11 protein-coding genes are annotated in these 18,705 nt (G+C 41.9%); 4 read left to right on the top strand and 7 right to left on the bottom strand.

The window, feature by feature from the left end; translation table 11 throughout:
* Positions 1–104: 104 nt before the first annotated feature.
* From MMU05_RS21895 to MMU05_RS21880, 4 genes are all read left to right on the top strand, one after another.
* Positions 105–1,403, top strand: coding sequence for a M20/M25/M40 family metallo-hydrolase (locus tag MMU05_RS21895; protein WP_241143791.1), 1,299 nt, complete (start codon positions 105–107; stop codon positions 1,401–1,403).
* Complete coding sequence (locus MMU05_RS21890) at positions 1,400–1,597, top strand: hypothetical protein (protein WP_241143790.1); 198 nt, start codon at positions 1,400–1,402, stop codon at positions 1,595–1,597. The genes MMU05_RS21895 and MMU05_RS21890 overlap by 4 nt, the downstream gene beginning before the upstream one ends.
* Positions 1,598–1,704: 107 nt before the next feature.
* Positions 1,705–3,588 (top strand): alpha-amylase family protein, encoded by a 1,884-nt coding sequence (locus tag MMU05_RS21885; RefSeq protein ID WP_336246993.1) that lies wholly within the window; start codon positions 1,705–1,707, stop codon positions 3,586–3,588.
* A gap of 87 nt (positions 3,589–3,675) precedes the next feature.
* Positions 3,676–4,587, top strand: a complete 912-nt coding sequence (locus MMU05_RS21880) for a diacylglycerol/lipid kinase family protein (RefSeq protein WP_241143789.1) — start codon at positions 3,676–3,678, stop codon at positions 4,585–4,587.
* Positions 4,588–4,635: 48 nt separating this feature from the next.
* Here MMU05_RS21880 and dnaN read toward each other — a convergent pair whose 3' ends face one another.
* From dnaN to MMU05_RS21845, 7 genes are all read right to left on the bottom strand, one after another.
* Positions 4,636–5,760 (bottom strand): DNA polymerase III subunit beta, encoded by a 1,125-nt coding sequence (gene dnaN / locus MMU05_RS21875; protein WP_113925147.1) that lies wholly within the window; start codon positions 5,758–5,760, stop codon positions 4,636–4,638.
* Between the two features lie 137 nt (positions 5,761–5,897).
* Positions 5,898–7,586 (bottom strand): gliding motility-associated ABC transporter substrate-binding protein GldG, encoded by a 1,689-nt coding sequence (gene gldG, locus MMU05_RS21870; protein ID WP_241143788.1) that lies wholly within the window; start codon positions 7,584–7,586, stop codon positions 5,898–5,900.
* Positions 7,583–8,305, bottom strand: a complete 723-nt coding sequence (gldF, locus tag MMU05_RS21865) for a gliding motility-associated ABC transporter permease subunit GldF (protein WP_113925149.1) — start codon at positions 8,303–8,305, stop codon at positions 7,583–7,585. The genes gldG and gldF overlap by 4 nt, the downstream gene beginning before the upstream one ends.
* A 4-nt stretch (positions 8,306–8,309) precedes the next feature.
* Entirely contained in the window at positions 8,310–9,215 is a 906-nt protein-coding gene (gene gldA, locus MMU05_RS21860; RefSeq protein WP_241143787.1) for a gliding motility-associated ABC transporter ATP-binding subunit GldA, read from the bottom strand.
* Positions 9,216–9,907: 692 nt separating this feature from the next.
* The gene (locus MMU05_RS21855; protein ID WP_241143786.1) at positions 9,908–12,565 is read right to left on the bottom strand and encodes a DUF5686 and carboxypeptidase regulatory-like domain-containing protein; all 2,658 of its coding nucleotides are present in this window, start codon (positions 12,563–12,565) and stop codon (positions 9,908–9,910) included.
* Positions 12,566–12,687: 122 nt separating this feature from the next.
* Positions 12,688–15,489 (bottom strand): carboxypeptidase-like regulatory domain-containing protein, encoded by a 2,802-nt coding sequence (locus tag MMU05_RS21850; RefSeq protein WP_241143785.1) that lies wholly within the window; start codon positions 15,487–15,489, stop codon positions 12,688–12,690.
* Positions 15,490–15,692: 203 nt separating this feature from the next.
* Positions 15,693–18,485 (bottom strand): carboxypeptidase-like regulatory domain-containing protein, encoded by a 2,793-nt coding sequence (locus MMU05_RS21845; protein WP_241143784.1) that lies wholly within the window; start codon positions 18,483–18,485, stop codon positions 15,693–15,695.
* Positions 18,486–18,705 lie beyond the last annotated feature (220 nt).

Here is an 18,705-nt window from a genome sequence, read left to right as displayed (position 1 = left end):
ATCTTTAACAAATAACGATTGTCACTAGCTGTCACTTTATATTTATTTGGCCACTGGTATCATTGCGGATATACATATTATTTTAAAATAAATGAACTTAGAAAATGAAAATCCGATCACTGTTCTTCCTTCTCACATTTCTCCTTTTTTCTATCCCTTCCTTTTCCCAAAAACTTACCAAAACTGAAAAGCAACTGATAGAAACAATTGACAAAAACTACAAGGAAACATTGGCGCTGTTGGAGGAGGTAGTGAATATTAATTCCGGGACTTTCAACATGCAGGGTGTACGGGAAGTAGGCAGGGTCTTCGAGCGAGAATTTGCAAAAATCGGGTTTGAAACCGAATGGATTACTTTACCGGATTCGCTCAAAAGAGCCGGACATTTTGTAGCTACAAGAAAAGGTACCAAGGGTAAAAAGCTGTTTTTCATCGGCCATTTGGACACAGTTTTTGAAAAAGACATGCCCTTCTATCCATTCACCATGGTCAACGACTCTACGGCCAAAGGACAGGGCGTCAATGACATGAAAGGTGGAAATGTCATGGTCTTTGCAACTTTGAAGGCAATGGAGGAATTGGGTTTGTTAAAAGATCGGACTGTCACGGTTTATTTTCCAGGCGATGAGGAAAATGCCGGAAGTCCCTCTTGGGTCAGCAGGCTTGACTTCGTAGAAAGGGCCAAGCATCATGACTATGCCTTGGGGTACGAGACAGCGCAGGGATTCAATACGGCCACTATTGCCAGAAGAGGTGCAAGTGGATGGACGTTGAAAACTACCGGAAAACAGGTTCATTCCTCGGGTGTATTCAGGGAATCGGTGGGGTACGGCGCTATCTATGAGGCCGCGCGGATCCTCAACCAATTCAGGGAAGAATTGGCAGGCGAGCAATACCTGACTTTCAATCCCGGCCAAATCATCGGCGGTTCGGATATCAACTATGACGGAGATACGGGTGCCGGATCTGCTCTTGGCAAAACAAACATTGTGGCAAGAGAGGCTTTTGTTACCGGTGACCTGAGGTTCCTCGGCGAACCACAAAAAGAAGCGGCTCGTGAAAAGATGAAAGAGATCGTAACCCAAAACCTGAATGGAACTACTGCCAGTATTGAGTTTGAGGATGGCATTCCATCCATGCCTCCGACGGAAGGCAATATGGGTTTGGTTACCATACTCAGTCAAGTCAGTATGGATATGGGATATGGTCAAGTCAAAGCAGGAGATCCGGGTTCAAGGGGCGCAGGTGACATTTCTTATGTCGCAGATTACCTGGATTGCATCGATGGACTTGGCGCATCCGGCACAGGTGCCCACTCCCCTGCCGAAACCATCAACATGAAGCAATACCCCCATCTGATCAAAAGGAGTACGTTATTTGTTTATCGGTTACTGAATTTATGACAAAGAAAGAAAAAGAGATTGAAGAGGAATTTGAGAAAATCCTTTTCGGCTTAGATGAAACCTACAAAAACCTCGTCAAATTCAAGCGGGAGAAGAACAGCCCAATTATAGTAGAACAGGATGGAAAAATAGTAGAATTGGATCCTTTTTCTGTTCCGGATAGTCTTACTTCAAAAAATGATAAAGGCAAATAACTTTTAAACATGGCAGGTATCAAAAACCTGCCATGTTTGGTTTTTGAAATCTGTTTTTATTCGGGTTTTTGTGTCTTCGTGGGAAACAACTTTTTATATTTAACCCCATGAACAGACTTCCGACCCAAATTACCTTTTTTGCAACCTTGCTATCAATCCTGATCGGTTGCAACTCGCCACAGACCCAAACCCCTGAAGCCAATACCAAAATGGAAACTCCAAATAAAGTGATCGTTTATCAGGTTTTCACCAGGCTTTTTGGCAACACCAATACCACCAACAAACCTTGGGGAACTTTGGAAGAAAATGGCGTTGGAAAATTCAATGACTTCACAGACAAAGCGCTATCAGAAATAAAGTCTTTGGGAGTTACCCACATTTGGTACACAGGAGTGCCCCATCATGCTTTGATCAATGATTATACACAATATGGCATCTCCAATGATGACCCCGAGGTAGTCAAAGGGAGGGCAGGCTCGCCTTATGCCGTCAAAGACTACTATAATGTCAATCCTGACCTGGCAGAGAATCCGGAAACACGATTGGAGGAATTTGAAGCCTTGATCGCAAGAACGCATCACCAAGGCATGAAAGTCATTATAGACATCGTACCCAACCATGTTGCCAGGAGATATGAGGGAAAAAGCAATCCCGAAGGAGTAAAGGATTTTGGCGCAGGTGACGACACTTCGGTCGAATACAAAACAAACAACAACTTCTATTATATCCCGGGCAAGGATTTTAAAGTTCCTGCACCATTGGACAATTACAAGCCTTTGGGAGGCGAAGCACATCCATTGGCTGACGGAAAGTTTGATGAATCACCTGCCAAATGGACAGGAAACGGTTCACGTGAAGCTCAGCCACATTTTCACGATTGGTATGAAACGGTCAAGGTCAATTACGGCATCAAACCGGATGGCAGCAAGGATTTCATTGAATTGCCTGCTGACTTTGGACAGAAAGATTACAAAGCACATTTTGAATTTTGGAAAGGCAAGGAAGTGCCTGATTCTTGGGTCAAATTCAGGGACATCGCCTTGTACTGGATCGAAAAAGGCGTGGATGGCTTCCGCTATGACATGGCAGAAATGGTTCCTGTGGAATTTTGGAGTTACATGAATTCGGCCATCAAGATGAACAATCCTGATGCTTTCCTTTTGGCAGAAATATACAATCCCAAGGAGTACCGGAATTATATTCATTTGGGGAAAATGGATTACCTCTACGACAAGGTGGAACTTTACGATACGCTCAAAAACATCATGCAGGGAAAAGGCTCCACGGACAACATCCTCCCGATCCAAAAGGGATTGGCAGATATTGACCAACACATGTTGCATTTCCTAGAGAACCATGACGAACAACGCATCGCGAGCCCTGGATTTGCAGGCAATGCAGAAAAGGGAAAACCTGCCATGGTGGTATCGGCTATGATCGGTTCATCGCCAACGATGATATATTTCGGACAGGAAGTCGGCGAACCCGGCGCTGAAAAAGCCGGATTTGGATCTCCGACAAGAACATCCATCTTTGATTATATCGGAGTTCCCCATCACCAAAGATGGATGAACGGAGGAAAATTTGATGGAGGACAATCTTCCGAATCAGAAAAATCATTGCGGGATTTTTATAGCCGTCTGCTCAACTTTACCCAAACTAGTACTTCCCTGGCTGGGAAATTTGCAGACATCCACAGCCATAACAGACAAAATACCGAATGGTATAATGACCGGGTTTTTTCATTTGTCAGATGGAATGAAAACCAAAAACTGGTCATCATCACCAATTTTGATGCAACCGAATCCTACGGATTTGACCTTCAACTTCCCTCCGAAATCATCAAAACCTTGGGTTTGAGTGAAGGCGAATACCCGCTGTCTGAAAAACTGTATGGCGCTGTCGATCCTGTGTTGAAAATCCAGGAAGGAAAGGGAAAAGTAAGGGTAGAATTAAAGCCTTTGGAGAGTTGGGTATTAGAAATCCAATAGATTTACGAAACCAAGCCTGGTAATAGTGCTTTCCGCTTCCCAATAAACCCACCTATATTCTGATACATTGATCTAGATATACGGAAAATGGCAGATACCCCACACATTGCCTTCATCGTTCACGGAAAAATTAAAGCCAAATCCCGATTATTGGCGAAGCTCTCAGAGCATTTCCAATCTATTGGAACATTGACATTCTTCACAACGAAACCGGATATGTGTGGATTAAAATGCTCTTCGGAAGCTCTTCAGAAAGGCGCAACTATCTTAATTGCTGTGGGAGGTGACGGCACTGTCAATGAAGTAGCAAATGCCATTTTAACCAATCCAAAAGCTTCAGAGCTAAAAATGGGTATTCTTCCTTTTAGAAAAGGAAATGACTTCTGTAGAAGTTTAGGAATAACCAAAGACTTGGCCGCCCTCCGAAAAAATATTCTTTTCGCCAAATCAAGACAGATTGATGTTGCGGAGTTGGAGTTCACCGAAAAAGGGGGAAAGACCTCTAAAAGGTATTTTGTTAATATTGCCGATGTAGGGTTAGGTGGATTTGCTACCCAGATGCTTCGAACAGGAAGGTCCATTTGGGGCTCCAGCATGACTTATTTCCTTGTCATTTTACGCTCCTTTTTATTTTACAAACCAGTCAAAGTCAAATTCTTTTCTGAAAATTTTGAATTAGAAAGTCCGGCAATGAGTATCTGCATGGCAAATGGAAAATACTTTGCTAGTGGTTTGGGAATTGCGCCGGAAGCCAAAGTTGATGATGGATTATTAGATTGGGTTTTTCTCCTCAAAATCTCAGTTTGGGATTACTTGAAAAAACTTCCACAACTAAAAAAAGGGAGGAAAATCCAACATCCCCAAGTATCCTATGGTCAAGGGACGAAATGCAAAATCACCGGTGAACATCCAATACCTATAGATATGGATGGGGAATTTGTTGGCTTTACACCATTGACATGCCGAATTATGCCCTCTGCTTTAACCATTTTGGCATAAAAAAAGGAACCGATTTCTCGGCTCCTCTATTTTTTATGAAATCTAATTTTATACGTAGTTGTTTAACATCACCGGCATCACCAGCATCAGGATATCTTCATTGTCTGACTTGTCAGATGGTACGATCAACCCTGCCCTGTTTGGTGCAGAAAACTTCAAAGTCACTTCTTTGGAAGAAAGGTTATTCAACATTTCCACCAAGAATTTTGCATTGAATCCGATCTCGATATCTTCACCGTCATGGTCGCATGACAATCTTTCATTTGCTTCGTTGGAGAAATCAAGGTCTTCAGCAGAGATCTGCAATTCGCTTCCTGTCAGTTTCAACCTTACCTGATGGGTAGTCTTATTGGCATAGATGGCGATCCTTCTCAATGAACCCAAAAACTCCAATCTGTCGATGGTCATGTGGTTTGGATTGTCCACAGGGATGACATTTTCATAATCTGGGAATCTCTCGTCAATCAACCTACAGATCATTTTGATGCTGTTGAACTTGAAGTAAGCGTTGGAATTGTTGAACTCAACTGCTACCGGAACATTTTCGGAAGGCAGAGTTGATTTCAAAAGGTTGAGTGCTTTTCTCGGGATGATGATGCTTGCACCATCTGCGGCTGCTACATCTACCCTTCTGTATCTTACCAAACGGTGACCGTCAGTAGCAACAAAAGTAGTGTTTGTGCTGCTGAGATTGATATAAACACCGGTCATGGCAGGTCGCAACTCATCGTTGCTGGTTGCGAAAATCGTATTGGAGATCGCAGAGCTCAATATTTCAGTAGACATGTCCACTGAGGTTGGGTTAGTCACCGTTGGGATTTTTGGGAAATCCGTTGCGTTTTCCCCTGCCAACTTGTAGCGTCCATTGTCAGAACTGATTTCGATACTGTAAGTATCTTGGTCAATGCTGAAAGTGACAGGCTGTTCAGGAAGATTTTTCAGTGTTTCGATCAAAATTTTTGCAGGAACAGCAATGTTTCCGTCCTCCCTTGCCTCGACATCTATCTCTGTAATCATGGAAGTCTGCAAATCTGACGCGGTGATGGTCAATTTTCCTGCTTTGATTTCAAAAAGGAAATTTTCCAAAATCGGAACAACCGGATTGGTAGTTACTACGCCGTTGATTGCTGAAAGCTGTTTTAAGAGTGCATTAGAAGAAACAATAAATTTCATATGGGAGGGTCTTTATTTTCGTTTTTTATTGAACATGGTAAATTTATAAATAAAATTATAAAAGCTGCCCTTGACTTACACTTTAGAGTAAAAAAATCAGAGGCTTGAAGGATATTTTACCAAATGTTTTTTGAATTTTAACTTCTTTTGGAAAAATTCCGCTTTTTGATGCTGATCCAAACCATCCCCAAGATCGAGAATAAAGCCACAGGTACAAGAATGTTGATGACCTGCCATTTTGATTTCTCGTTTTGCACCTTGATTTTGTTGAGAGGGCGGATCTGAAACTGTTTGGTCCTGGTGGCAATAATACCCTCAGGTTCTACAAGATAACTGATCGCATTCAATAGAAGCTGACGGTTGGCATACTGCACATTGCTAAATGGATCTTGTCCCAAATGCAGAGGATTTCCATCTGTGGGAGTGAGATCGCTTTGGAAAAGACTGCCTGTTCCTGCCACTATGACTTTTCCTTGAGATCCAGATTCCTTGAAACCCGTTTTGTCGGCAGCATCAGGTAGAAACCGATTTTTGAAAAAAGAAGTAAAATTTCCTTCCAATAAGTATATCAAAGGAAGGTTTTTCAATCCAAATTCATTCAGATCAGGCTCATTTTCCATGTCTACAAAAGCCAATCTTACCGGTGCAGGGGATTTTTTGGTAAAGTCCGAACTGAAAATCAAAGGGGTTTTTCTGATGCCATCTGCCTTTACAGTATCCAAAGAACTTGAAAACTTAAACATCACCTGATCCAATCCTTTGGTGATGGGGTGTGAAGCCATCTTCCCTGCCAAAACAAAAAACGGCCACGGCAATGGTACCAACTGTTGCTGATCTCCAAAATTACCTGCCATGACAGGATAGCGACCAAAATTCATGTCCTGAATCAAATCTTTGTTGACCCTGACGCCATACCTGAAGAGCAACTGATCCAAGCCATTTTCAAAAGGCATAGCCACCGTACCCTCTCCGCCAGCCTGTGCCATGTCATAAGCCAAGGCATCAATCAGAAAAATAATGTTTCCCCCATTCATGAGGTATTGGTCGAGGAGATAAATTTCCGTTTCTGTGTATTTTTCCTTTGGCCCCGAAACGATCATAATTTTGAACGGGTCTAAGTCAGAAGGTTTTTTTGCCTGCTCCAAGGGGACTTTGTACACCTCATAATTATCAGCGAGTGCCTCCACAATCCCAAATCCCTCATCAACACTCAGTTCTCCCTGCCCCATGGCAAGTCCGATTTCAAAAGCCTGTTTGCTGATCAGTTTTCGGATTCCGTTGATCAATTCAAATTCAAGATTTTCCACAGATTGGTTGAGCACCTGATCAGGTCCCATACCCATTTCTCCCCTGAGAAGCAGCGAACCGGTCTCAAATTCCGCATTGCGGATGATTACACCCGGGAAAATGAGTTTTGATTTTTGCCCGCCATCTTCATTGACATAAAGGTTGGTGGGATTGATGCCGTATTCTGACAATCCTACGATATAGTCTTCTTGTTCCTCTTTTGGCAAAGCCAAGGGATCCTGATAATAAAAAGTAATTTTTTCGCTGCTGTAAGCATTGAATGTTCTGATCGTCTCCTCAATTGAGCGCTGAAGTCTCCTCATGCCGCCAGGGAGATTACCGGTAAGTAATATTTCCACTTCCAAAGGTTCTTCCAAAGATTCCAAAACCTCGACGGTCGCAGGATGGAGGGAATACCTTTTGTCCGAAGTCAAGTCAATTCGATAAGGAACCAATGTCGCCAAAACCCATATCACAACCAGGATACCGGCAATGATTCCAAGGTTTTTGATAAGCGATATGTTGACGGATCTCTTCATTTTCTACGGATTAAAATCCCCGTCAAACCCAACATCAATACAATCACTGAAAGAAAATAAGCAATATTCTGGGCGTCAATCACCCCCCGACTCATACTTTGGTAATGATAGCTCAGGCTCATTTCTTCCAAAAACAAAGCAAACGGACTCATCACCTGAAGTTGCACCAAGGCCGTCAGCCCAAAATAAAGCAGGAATGAAATAAAAACTCCCAAGATAAATGCCACGATCTGATGTGAAGTCAAGGCCGATCCCAATATCCCGATAGATGCAAAAACCGCCCCTATAAACACCAATCCGATCCAAGAACCAAAGAAACCTGCATGGTCAATATTTCCGACAGGATCACCCAACTGAACGATACTGTAGTAATAAACCAAGGTGGGAAGCAAAGCCACCACGATCAAAGTCAGGGCAGCAGCGTATTTGGCAACAATGATTTTGGGAATGGAAAGCGGGGAAGTCATGAGGATTTCCCATGTCCCGGACTTCCTTTCCTCGGCAATCATCTTCATGGTAATGGCCGGTACAAGGAATGTGAAAACATAAGGAGTGTACACAAATAAGGGCTCCAAGTCTGCAAAACCATATTCCAACACAGAAGTGTCAGGAAATACCCAAACAATCAAACCCAACGAAACCAAAAAGACCCCAAGGATCAGGTAACCGCTCAGGTTACTGAAAAATCCATTGACTTCCTTCCAATACAGTGCGCGCATCGGCTTAGCTTTGGGTGATTTGGTGAAAAATAGATTCGAGGTTCTTTTCCTTTAGCTGAATGCTGACGAGTGTCAGATTCCTTTCCTGAAGGATTTGAAGTAATTCTTTTCTTGCCACAGCGGCATCTTTCACCTGAAGCTGAATGGCTTTATCGGAGTTGGAAAAAGTGATTTCGCCTATGGGTGCAAACCATTCCAACAAAAGGGATTCCTCTGTTTCCAATATCAAAACTGATCTGCCTGCTTCGGATTTTAGGTTTTTCAAAAGATCCGAAGCAACGATTTTCCCTTTGGATATGATGACCACTTTGTCACAGATGGCCTCCACTTCCTGCATGATGTGGGTGCTGAGAATCAATGTTTTGTTTGCGCTGATATTTTTGATCAGTTTCCTTATCTCTACCAATTGGTTGGGATCGAGGCCTGTGGTGGGTTCATCGAGGATGATCACTTCGGGATCGTGGATCAGGGCTTTTGCCAAGCCAACCCGCTGTCTGTATCCTTTGGAAAGTTGGGATATTTTCTTGTGGGCCTCGACTTCCAATCCGCAAAGCGGAATGAGTTCCTCAATCCTATTTTTTAGGGAATTTCCCTTTAGTCCGTAAAGTCCCCCAATGAAATCCAAAAACTCCCGGATGTACATGTCATGGTAAAGCGGATTGTGTTCGGGCAGATAACCGACCAAGCGGCTGACTTCTTTGGGATTTTGAAGGACGGAAAGTCCATTGACAAGGACATCCCCCTGATCGGGCAAAATAAAGCCCGTCGCAATTTTCATGGTGGTGGATTTGCCGGCGCCGTTTGGGCCCAAAAAACCCAGAACCTCACCTTTTTCGGCAACAAAAGAAACCTCGTCCAGCGCTTTTTGAGAGCCGTAAGTTTTCGTCAGCTTGTTAACTTCTAATGACATGTGTGGGATTTGGGTGGCAAATTAAGGACTTGTCTTGGCTTAATCAAAGTCTATAAACCAAAAAAGGCTTCTAAGAAGCCCCGATGAAAGTGAAATAACCAAAGGTTATTCATCTTTATTGATATTAAACCTTACAGCTGCCAATATAGAAGGCTTTGCGGTAAAATCAAAATTTTGGGTTGGTTGTTGATGAAGGGTTATTGGGTTATTTGGTAAAAAAGTTGAAAGGTTGAAAAGTTGGAAAGTTGGTTGCGATAACCTTTGAGGTCTTTTTTGACCTCGAAGGTTTGGATTGAAGGTACTTTTCGGTTAGTGGAGACACTAACCGGGGCGTCGGTTAAAATCAAAATTTGGGATTGGTTAATGGGTTAATGGGATAAAAAGTTGGAAGGTTGAAAAGTTATAAAGTTGGCTAGCGATAACCTTTGAGGTCTTTTTTTGACCTCGAAGGTTTTGGGTTTAAGATGATGTTGTGGGTATTTGGTTATTGGTTATTTGGTTAAAGGGTTAATGTGGTCGACAGTCCACGGACCACAGACCACTACTACCAACTGGAGGAAAATCCCGAAATATTGATGCCATTTTTTGAAATTGATCATCCTCCGATAAGCAATGGATTCTAAAACAATATCTTAATATCACAATATCCAAATATCAAATTCTAGAAAATTTTGCTTCTTACTCTTGAGAAATTAATCCTCAAAATTGACATTGATAAAGCTCGCAATGCCAAACCGGAATCCTCCTCTTTGGTAATTGCTGTTTTCGAAGCCGGCACCCATTTCTACCCTGAAGATCCTGAAGAGATTATCTAAAGAGTACCCGACTTCCCAATAATGGGGAGAATTTTGGGTTTTGAGGTAATTGAAAAATATGTTTTCTCTCACTCCCGAAAACCGCAACATCGGCAACTGTGTCAGCAAGAACTTCCTGAACTGGTAATGTACAATCCCGCTGACATATTGGGTTTGGGTGCTGTATTGGTAGTAATCCAAAAACCTGTAATTGGCCGCCACACCCATATTCGCAAAGATGGTCCTGTTACCGCCAAAATGCTTGAAGTCCATAAAATACACCCTGTCATTATTCAGAAAGGCACCGGCACTGACATTGAAATCCAATTTGCCGCTCACCCCAAAGTTGAAGAAATGCTCAATGCTCGCTTCTACCAAGTCAAACTTTGAGGCCATCGCATTATTGAATACTCCCGGAATAGCTTTGGTATACCTGAAATTGACCAAAGGGGCCGATTCATACAGTGGGTTTTTTCGGCCGTTCCTGATATAATACTTCAATCCAGGTCTCCATTCGATGTTATTGGTCCAGATCAGTGCATGGTGGTTTTCAAAAGCCACCGGATCAGCTTCAATGTTTTCAGGTCTGTTTGGGGTATATTCCCGCTCAGGTCGATTCCAAAGACTGACATCAGAATTATTGAATAATTCACGCCTGAAGGCATAAGTCACATTGGTTCGGTAAGTTAATCCATCCGTAATGCGGTGGTTGTAATATCCTTTCAGGAAAGATTGCTCATAAAGCTTCATGTAATTTTGCCTTAAAAGCAGGGAATAAGCCATATTGACCTGCTCAGAAATTGGGTTGTCTCCATTGAACTGGAAAATGTATTTCCCACCTGTCAACCCAACAGTATAACCGGGACGGCCTTTGTTGACTGATCTTCGGATATCAAGCGTTCCGTAAGGCTGCTGACTGGAAAATCCATACCTGAACTCAGGCCTGAAATTCCATGATCTCCTGTGCATGGTCACTGAATCGGCCATTTTGGTGGACTTTTCTATTCGGTAAAAACCAGCCAAGCCAAACTTGAATCCTTCCACCGTGTTGAAGGAGATTTTTGTCAGGTTGGTGTGAAAACCTGCCGACCTGCCTTTGCCGAAGGAATAGGATCCTCCCGTCAGGATTTCTCCGGGCTTGAAGCCACGTCTTGCTTTCTTCGCAACTGAATCCACTTCACTGACTTTGGCGGCTTCGATGACTGCCAAGCTATCATCTCTTTGATATCCCCGGGTTTCTTTTTCGGTCAACTTCACCGGACGGATGCTGTCCCAATAGGTCAAATCCCGTTTTTTGGCAAGTGAATCAATAGTGTAATTCCTGTTGGAAACGACTTCTGCTTCTTTGCTTTGTTTTAATTCTTCCTTTTCATATTCATTGACAAGCTTCCTAAAATCCTTCCTTGTCATTTTGTCGGCCTGCGCCATTTGTTCCAAACTGGATACACTTTTGTTGAAAGCAGTCACATCCTTGGGAACTTCGGTGACTTTTTCATCGATGATCACAGTTTCTGCAACGAGATCGGGGTTGAGTGTCACTTGATATTCCCGGGTAGAAGCGAGGTATTTGTATTCCCCGGCAAAGCCAAAAAACTTCCCTCCAAAAGTATAAGTATGCGTCGAAGGCATCCATACGTTCTCGGCTACAGGCTGATAAATCTGCTTCACCCCTATCGAAAATCCAAGCAAAGATGTCGTCAGATCCAAACTATGGATAGCCCAAATGTCCTCAATGATATAGATATATCCCTCAAAAACCCGCTCCCCTCTTGACCTCGGCGTCACTTTGATCCTATTGATCATGACACCGTTTTCTACAAAAGAACCTTCATATTTGAATTGATAATAAGCAAAAGCCGAAGGCGCAAGTGGTGTGACTGCTTCATTGATCTTTGGATTGTAAAAACTCGTGGCAATGTAGGGTGCCGGAGAAGTAGCGTTGTTGTCTCCGTTTGTCCGGATGCTGATTACTTTTTCTTCTACCGTATTGGGCTGCTTGAAAGTAATTTTTGATACTGATTCAGTTGTGTAGGCTTCGTTGAGTTTGACCCCTTCTTTTTCCAATTCCTTTTTCATAAAAAAAGGAGCATCTGTCAGTTGCCCGGTACCTTTGAGGTAAACCATCATGCTATATTCCTGCACCTGAAGCCTGTGAAATTTGGCTTTTGAAATTGCCTTCCGCATAATTGTCAAAGCCGGATCTTCCTGTTTGGTTTTGACGGTGACCTCCTGTAAGGCGTACACCTGCTCCTCCAATTCGAAATTGAGTTCCACCCAATCTTCCAAAATAATGACTGTTTTGATTTCCGAAGCAAAACCCAAATATTGGGCTAGCACATCATAAACCCCTTTTTTAAGACGGAATTCATATTCCCCGTTTTGGTTGGTCGGAACGCCATCTCCCAGATTGCGGACATAGATGGAGGCAAAAGGCAAAGGTTCTCCAGATTTGGAAGTCACTTTTCCCCTGATTCCTTGGGCTCCACTTTCTGTGAGAAAGAAAAAGAAGGAAAAACACAAAAAGACGGGTTTGAAAAAACGAAAGTAAGGGCTCATGGTTGTGGTAGTCAATGGTGTTGGAAAAATAATATTTAATGTTCTAACGAGCCAATTTTATTGTGGTTGTTGACAAAAATTAACGATGTATACGGGTTTTTAAGGATAATTGAGAAATTGTTTCAATGAGCCGACAGACCCATCTCAAAAACCTTCCTAAAAGGAAACCCATCCTGATTGACACCCTCCACTTTGAGGTATACGATGTTGGTATTCGAAGGTACGGCGATTTCAAATTGGAAAGCTCCATTCTCTTCACTTGTAACTGCAGAAGGGTTCCAATACAGGGTTGGTTTTGGCAAAACAACTTCACCCATTTCGCCTGCTGCCGGAAAAGGTATAGGTTTGGTAAATCCCATTACTTTGAAAAGCTGAAATTCCGATTTGTTAAATTCATTGGGAGCCCTGACGGCTGTTTTTGAGCCTTTTCTTGTCTTGATGGATATAGCTCCTGCAAATGCCTCAGAACCAAACTGTGTGGCACTTAAGGTATATATCTCAATAGATTCAACATCCGATGACATTAATATATCAAGTTGTTCTGCGACTGTACTTATTCCATGAGGTAAATACCTTACCCCATCTATCATAAGAAGAGGCTCACCTGTGCTAAGACCCCAATTTTGCCTCTTCAACACACCTCCTCCAGTGACCATATTTACAATTGCTCCGGCGGTCTGATCAGGATATTGATCCAAAAACTCCCTACTTACAGACCTATCTCCAGGTCCATATCCATAGTTGTTTTCCTCTGTAGTCAATATTTTTTGATCCAGTACACTAACTTCAGACAGATCTATGATTTTTTCTCCTGAATATTTGTCAAACCACATACTGGAAGTGGACATTTCAACAAGCGGAATTCTCGTTGTATCAAACTCAAAATTGTGATTGGGGCGGTTGGCACTGATCAATTCCACCTTTCCCTTACGCTTTAATTTGTCACTGAGTGCTGCAATAGCCACTTCTGCACTGTCGTAGAAGTGGATGCCTGTCGCATAGAACCGGCCCAGGCTGTCTGAGCGGATCACGCCAAAATCTTCCATTTCACCCACTACAACAGTAATCGGAACTGATTTTTCTTGATTTTTGGCCGTTAAATATTGACCTTCTATCGAAAGTCCATACTCAATTTTAAATAAATCGTCAGGAAGTGGTTCGGAATCATCGTTCACCCAGTCCAAAGCCTCAAGCAGATCTGTATCAGGCAAGAACTCCCCATAATTGGCATCCAACAGGGAAAGGGAAAGTGCAGACTTGACAGGCATGTCATATTCGTCTTTAACTAGAACGTTGAACTTTACTGTACTATTCAACCCTTTCTTTAGGATTTCGAAGGAGGGCTCTATCGAAAATCCCACATCTATATCGGCCTCTTGATCCACATCAATTAATTCCTTATTGATTACAGGCCATTTCCCTTTTGGCAAGATATTGATATACTTGATGGTATGAGGGGTATTCAGGTAATTTCTCATCCAATTGGTATAGGCTACCAATGCATATTTTCCTTCGGGAAAATCATCCTCCAGTATCAATTGACCTTCTGCTTTCTCTTTATTTACAAAAAACGAAGCTGATTTGATGGTTTCCATCTTTTCATTTACAAGATCAATATAAACAGCTCTGCTAAGTGTATCTGCAAATATGGAATTTTGGTAAAGCATGTGTGTTTGCATCCATATTGTTTCACCCGGATAATAATATGATTTGTTAAGGGTCACATAGGGTCTTTCTCTTAAGTTGTTCCATTTGGTAAGGTCAAATTGAATGCTATCTACCTCCGCCAGCAATTTAAGATCCTGCAGGTCAGGCCGGAAATCATGTGGCAATAACCTCGCAACACGCTCCCTTGCGACATGGCCTGAAAGTACCAACTCTCTTGGATCCATCATGACACCATTTGCATCCACTTCAAATTTACAATTCGGAGCTTCAATCCAAGAAATGGGATGAGATCTATTTGTATAATAAGTGCTCGGCCAGTACTTTTTGGTAAAATGGACTTCTACATTTCCAGGCCACTCCATTATGAAATTACCATTTGGCAAAATTGCAGTTACCAAAGAATCCAAAGGAAGTGGCAAAAGTGAACTGCCTATCTCCTTGTCAAAATCATTGGTCCGCAATGATGGTGCAATATCCTGAACAATAAATGCTTCAAATCCCTGACTATCTGCCTCATTGCGTACCAAAGCATGTAACAGGTGCCTCATTGATCCATAATAAGCCGAATTCCTATATTCATCCCATGCCGATTCTGTCCCATTTTCAGGATTTTCTATTTCCTTGAAATTGACAAGACCATAATATTGGAAGCCATTCTTTGTCTGAAGGTATTCCTGAAGATGGTAGTCAATCTCATAGCCAAGTGCTCTGTTAGCCACTGTGACAGGTTCCGAAGAACTTGCAGCGAGGTATCTGCCCAATCCTTCCGCTTTCCCTTCCTGAAAGTCAATAACCCAAGGGTTGAGTATTTCATTCTTTTTGAAAAATGGATCATCCGGTACCGCAAGAAACACACGCTCAAATTTGCGCAGGTTTCTTTCCCAAGCTTTGTCTCTTTTGGCAGAAAGAGAGACCTCGTCAAGTTGGTCTTCCTTTGGAGTCAATTCAAAATTGACAGTAACCTGATTTCTCCCGCCAAAAGCAACCTTCCTGTACTTGGTAAAATACCCTACGAAAGAAGCCACGACTTCGGGATTTTGGGGCAAGGAACCACTGATTCTAAAATTCCCATTGATATCAGTCGTGCTTCCCAAAGTGGTATTGTTGATAAAAACGTTGGCAAACGGAAGAGATTCACCGGTCTTTTCATCTACGACCTTGCCTGAAATAACCTGCGCTTCCGAAAAACCATAAACCAGCAAACCCAATGTGAGAAGGGTGATTTTGGCAATTTTGGATAGGAATTCAGCATTCATTATCGATTATTCTGGGTTTAGGGCTATTAACCACTGTTTCTGAAAGATAAAAAAATCCATTATATCTCCACCCGAAAAGTTTAATTTAGAAAAAGACTTCAGAAAATAGACCATTTTTTGCAATCTAAATCTCCGTATTTGAGTCATTTTCAGAATCAACATGGACTTGATTTTGGGATAATTGACTGTATCAGCTTTAAATTTTAGTCGACCGGAATTTGAAAAACCCTGTAAAAAGGCAAACCGTCTGTAGTCATGCCTTCAATCTTCAAGAACATGCTTTTTGTAGCCTTCGGAACGTTGACTGAAAAAGTAAAGCTTTCATTCTCCCCATCGGTCTTGGCCATCGGATTCCAATAAAGCGATGGTCTAGATTCGGGGATTTCAGATTCAGCCAGTTGGACCGGAAATTCTTTGACGGGAGTAAATCCTCTTATTTTAAATATTTGAAATTCTTCACTGTTGAAAACCTGTTCAGGACCCTGAGGGGCCTTTGCCCCTTTTTTGGTATTTACCATGATGACTCCCGCAAATCCTGCCATGCCAAACTGGGCAGCATTGAAAGTGTAGACTTCAATGGATTCGACCTCGGCAGCTATGTAAGTTTTTAAAACCGACATAGTAGATTCTCTGCTATCCGTAAAATAGCGTGCGCCGTCAATGATTAAAAGTGGTTCTCCGGCATCAAGTCCCCAATTAAAATTACCCAATCCACCACCTTGCATGTTCATTCCCACTATTACATCTAGTGTTTGTTCTGGAAATTTCTCCAAAAAATCAGGACCTATACTTCTATCGCCTTCACCGTATCCATAGTTTTTCTCCTCCATGGTTTGCTTTTTTTCCTCTTCAAAGAGGAACTCCTCCAACTCAACATATTCTCCATCAAAAATATCAAGCTTTCCAATTGTGGATTTTGGCCTGGTTTCCAATTGAAGTTTGGGCAAATTGAGTAAAACTTCCGGTCTCAAAGGCTCAATGAGGGAAATGTTTCCAAACGACTTCCTTCTCTGGTTTAATGCCGCAATCGCAACCTCAGCCGAATCGGTAAACAAAAGCCCTGTCCCCCAAAAATAACCTGATGTATCAGACTTAATCACACCATAATCTTCCATTTGTCCCAGTACCACGGTCAATGGAACGTCCAATGGTTTTCCTTCTCTGTCTGAAAAAATGCCTTCCACAGAAATCCCATATTCAATATTGTATTCTTCCTCCGGAAATTCATAATCCCCAAGTTCAGATCCAATCCAGTTTATTTCGGTTTCTATCGTTTTTTCTTCCCCGATAAACGTTGCCAAATCCGCATCGATCAGAGAAATACTGAAATCCGCATCCACCAAAATACTGTCTATATCCAAAACCGAAATACTGAGGTTGGCCTTATTGAAAAGCTCTTCACGGGTAATGTCAGTTTTAAATGCAATGGATATTTCCTCTCCTTCCTGGTCCGGAGGAAGTAAACCAGTGGGGGAAATAACCTCCCATTCAGCTGAAATCAGGGGTAAAGGCTTATAAAAGTAATCCGACTCAGGATAGTACCTCATCCAATTGGTATAGGCACGGATGGTATAATTTCCTGCTTTGAGTTCAGATCCTAATTGAAGCTGCCCTTTTGACACACCTTCCTGAATCTCAAAAGTTTCCTGCATCACCAATTCTTTCTTTTCATTGACCAGGTCCACATAAAGTACCCGGCTCATAGAATCTACCAAAAACTGGTTTTGGTAAAGCATGCGGGCATTAAACCAAACGGTTTCACCTGGTGTATAATAAGACTTATTGAATGTCATATAGGGTTTTTCCCGAAGAGAATTCCATCTTGTTTGACCCAAAAGCGCGCTGTCAATTTCAGAAAAGAGAGTAAGTTGATCCTTAGAAGGGACGAAATCATGAGGCAAAAATCTACCCACTCTATGTCTTCCCATAAATCCTGAAAAAATAATCTGCCTTGGATCGGTCGGAATCCCATTGGCATCAAATTCAAAATAGCATGTAGGAGATGTGATCCAACTAAGAGGATAATATACTCTGGTGTAGTAATCGTTTGCCCAAGTCTTCTTTCTGAAATGAATTTCAACCCTGTCAGGCCAGTAAAGCCCAAAATTCCCATTGGGGAGTGTGTCAATTTTTAAGGAATCAAAGGGAAGTTTTTTGATGGAATTCCCCAACTCCTCGTGAAATACATTGGTTCTCGTTTTTGGTGGAAAGCTATCTACCAGATATAGCCTGTATCCTTGTCTGTCCGCTTCATTATGGAGAAGTGAATGTAAGAAATGGCGTAGGGATCCGAAATAAGTGGAATTTCTTTGCTCTTCCCAGGATTTCTTTTTTTCGGTAAAGACAGTGTCTATTTCATGAAAATTGACCAACCCAAAGTAATGGAACCCTTCCCTCGTCTGGATAAATTCCCGTAAATGGTAATCCAAATTATAACCCAAACCCAAATTCGAAACTTTGAGTGGCTCCGAAGCACTAGCCAACAGGTATTTTGACCCACGGGTTTTCCCTTCTTCAAAATCAATAACCCAAGGGTTGAGGATTTCATTCATTTTGAAAAATGGATCATTTGGGACCGCCAAAAACACCTGTTTAAATTTTTTAAGGTTTCTTTCCCATCTTTTATCACGTTTGGATTTGAGCATTACTTCATCTAATTGGGATTCCTTAGAAACCAACTGAAAATTGACAACAATTTGAATTCTATTTCCAAATGAAATTTTTCTGTATTTGGTAGTGTAACCAACAAAGGAGGCGACGATTTCGAGATTTTGGGGCAGGGATCCGCTGATTTTAAAATCCCCATTGATATCAGTCGTGCTTCCCAAAGTAGTATTATTGATAAAAACATTGGCAAAAGGAAGAGGCTCTCCTGTCTTTTCATCTGTGATTTTCCCGACAATTACTTGGGCTTTTGCCAAAATGGGGAGCAATAAAAAAACAACAAACAAGTTTGCCTTCATCAATCTTAATAACCAAACAGAATCTTTTGTCACTTTACTGAATTTTTTGGTACTCAAAAGAAGAAACTCCAAGATAAAAAAAACCATAAAATCGCCACACGAAAAGTTTAATTTACCGCAAAATTATTGGATCGGGACCCTTCTATTGCCTACAGTACCTCTATTTTTGCCAGACAAATTCGGGGAAATGGTAAGTAAAGATGATAAATTTAAAAATCCGCTGCCGGCACAGAAAGGTGAATTAAAACCATTA

The organism is Cognataquiflexum rubidum, from assembly GCF_022538115.1.
Classification (GTDB): domain Bacteria; phylum Bacteroidota; class Bacteroidia; order Cytophagales; family Cyclobacteriaceae; genus Cognataquiflexum; species Cognataquiflexum rubidum.
Note: the sequence above shows the minus strand (reverse complement) of the source record. Positions and strands in the feature narration are given on the sequence as shown.

Excerpts from the sequence above, each read along its gene's own strand:
- gldF (WP_113925149.1), bottom strand. The coding sequence starts at position 8,305 with ATGCGCGCACTGTATTGGAAGGAAGTCAATGGATTTTTCAGTAACCTG.
- MMU05_RS21850 (WP_241143785.1), bottom strand. The coding sequence starts at position 15,489 with ATGAATGCTGAATTCCTATCCAAAATTGCCAAAATCACCCTTCTCACA.
- gldA (WP_241143787.1), bottom strand. The coding sequence starts at position 9,215 with ATGTCATTAGAAGTTAACAAGCTGACGAAAACTTACGGCTCTCAAAAA.
- MMU05_RS21855 (WP_241143786.1), bottom strand. The coding sequence starts at position 12,565 with ATGAGCCCTTACTTTCGTTTTTTCAAACCCGTCTTTTTGTGTTTTTCC.
- MMU05_RS21890 (WP_241143790.1), top strand. The coding sequence starts at position 1,400 with ATGACAAAGAAAGAAAAAGAGATTGAAGAGGAATTTGAGAAAATCCTT.
- MMU05_RS21895 (WP_241143791.1), top strand. The coding sequence starts at position 105 with ATGAAAATCCGATCACTGTTCTTCCTTCTCACATTTCTCCTTTTTTCT.
- MMU05_RS21880 (WP_241143789.1), top strand. The coding sequence starts at position 3,676 with ATGGCAGATACCCCACACATTGCCTTCATCGTTCACGGAAAAATTAAA.
- dnaN (WP_113925147.1), bottom strand. The coding sequence starts at position 5,760 with ATGAAATTTATTGTTTCTTCTAATGCACTCTTAAAACAGCTTTCAGCA.
- gldG (WP_241143788.1), bottom strand. The coding sequence starts at position 7,586 with ATGAAGAGATCCGTCAACATATCGCTTATCAAAAACCTTGGAATCATT.
- MMU05_RS21885 (WP_336246993.1), top strand. The coding sequence starts at position 1,705 with ATGAACAGACTTCCGACCCAAATTACCTTTTTTGCAACCTTGCTATCA.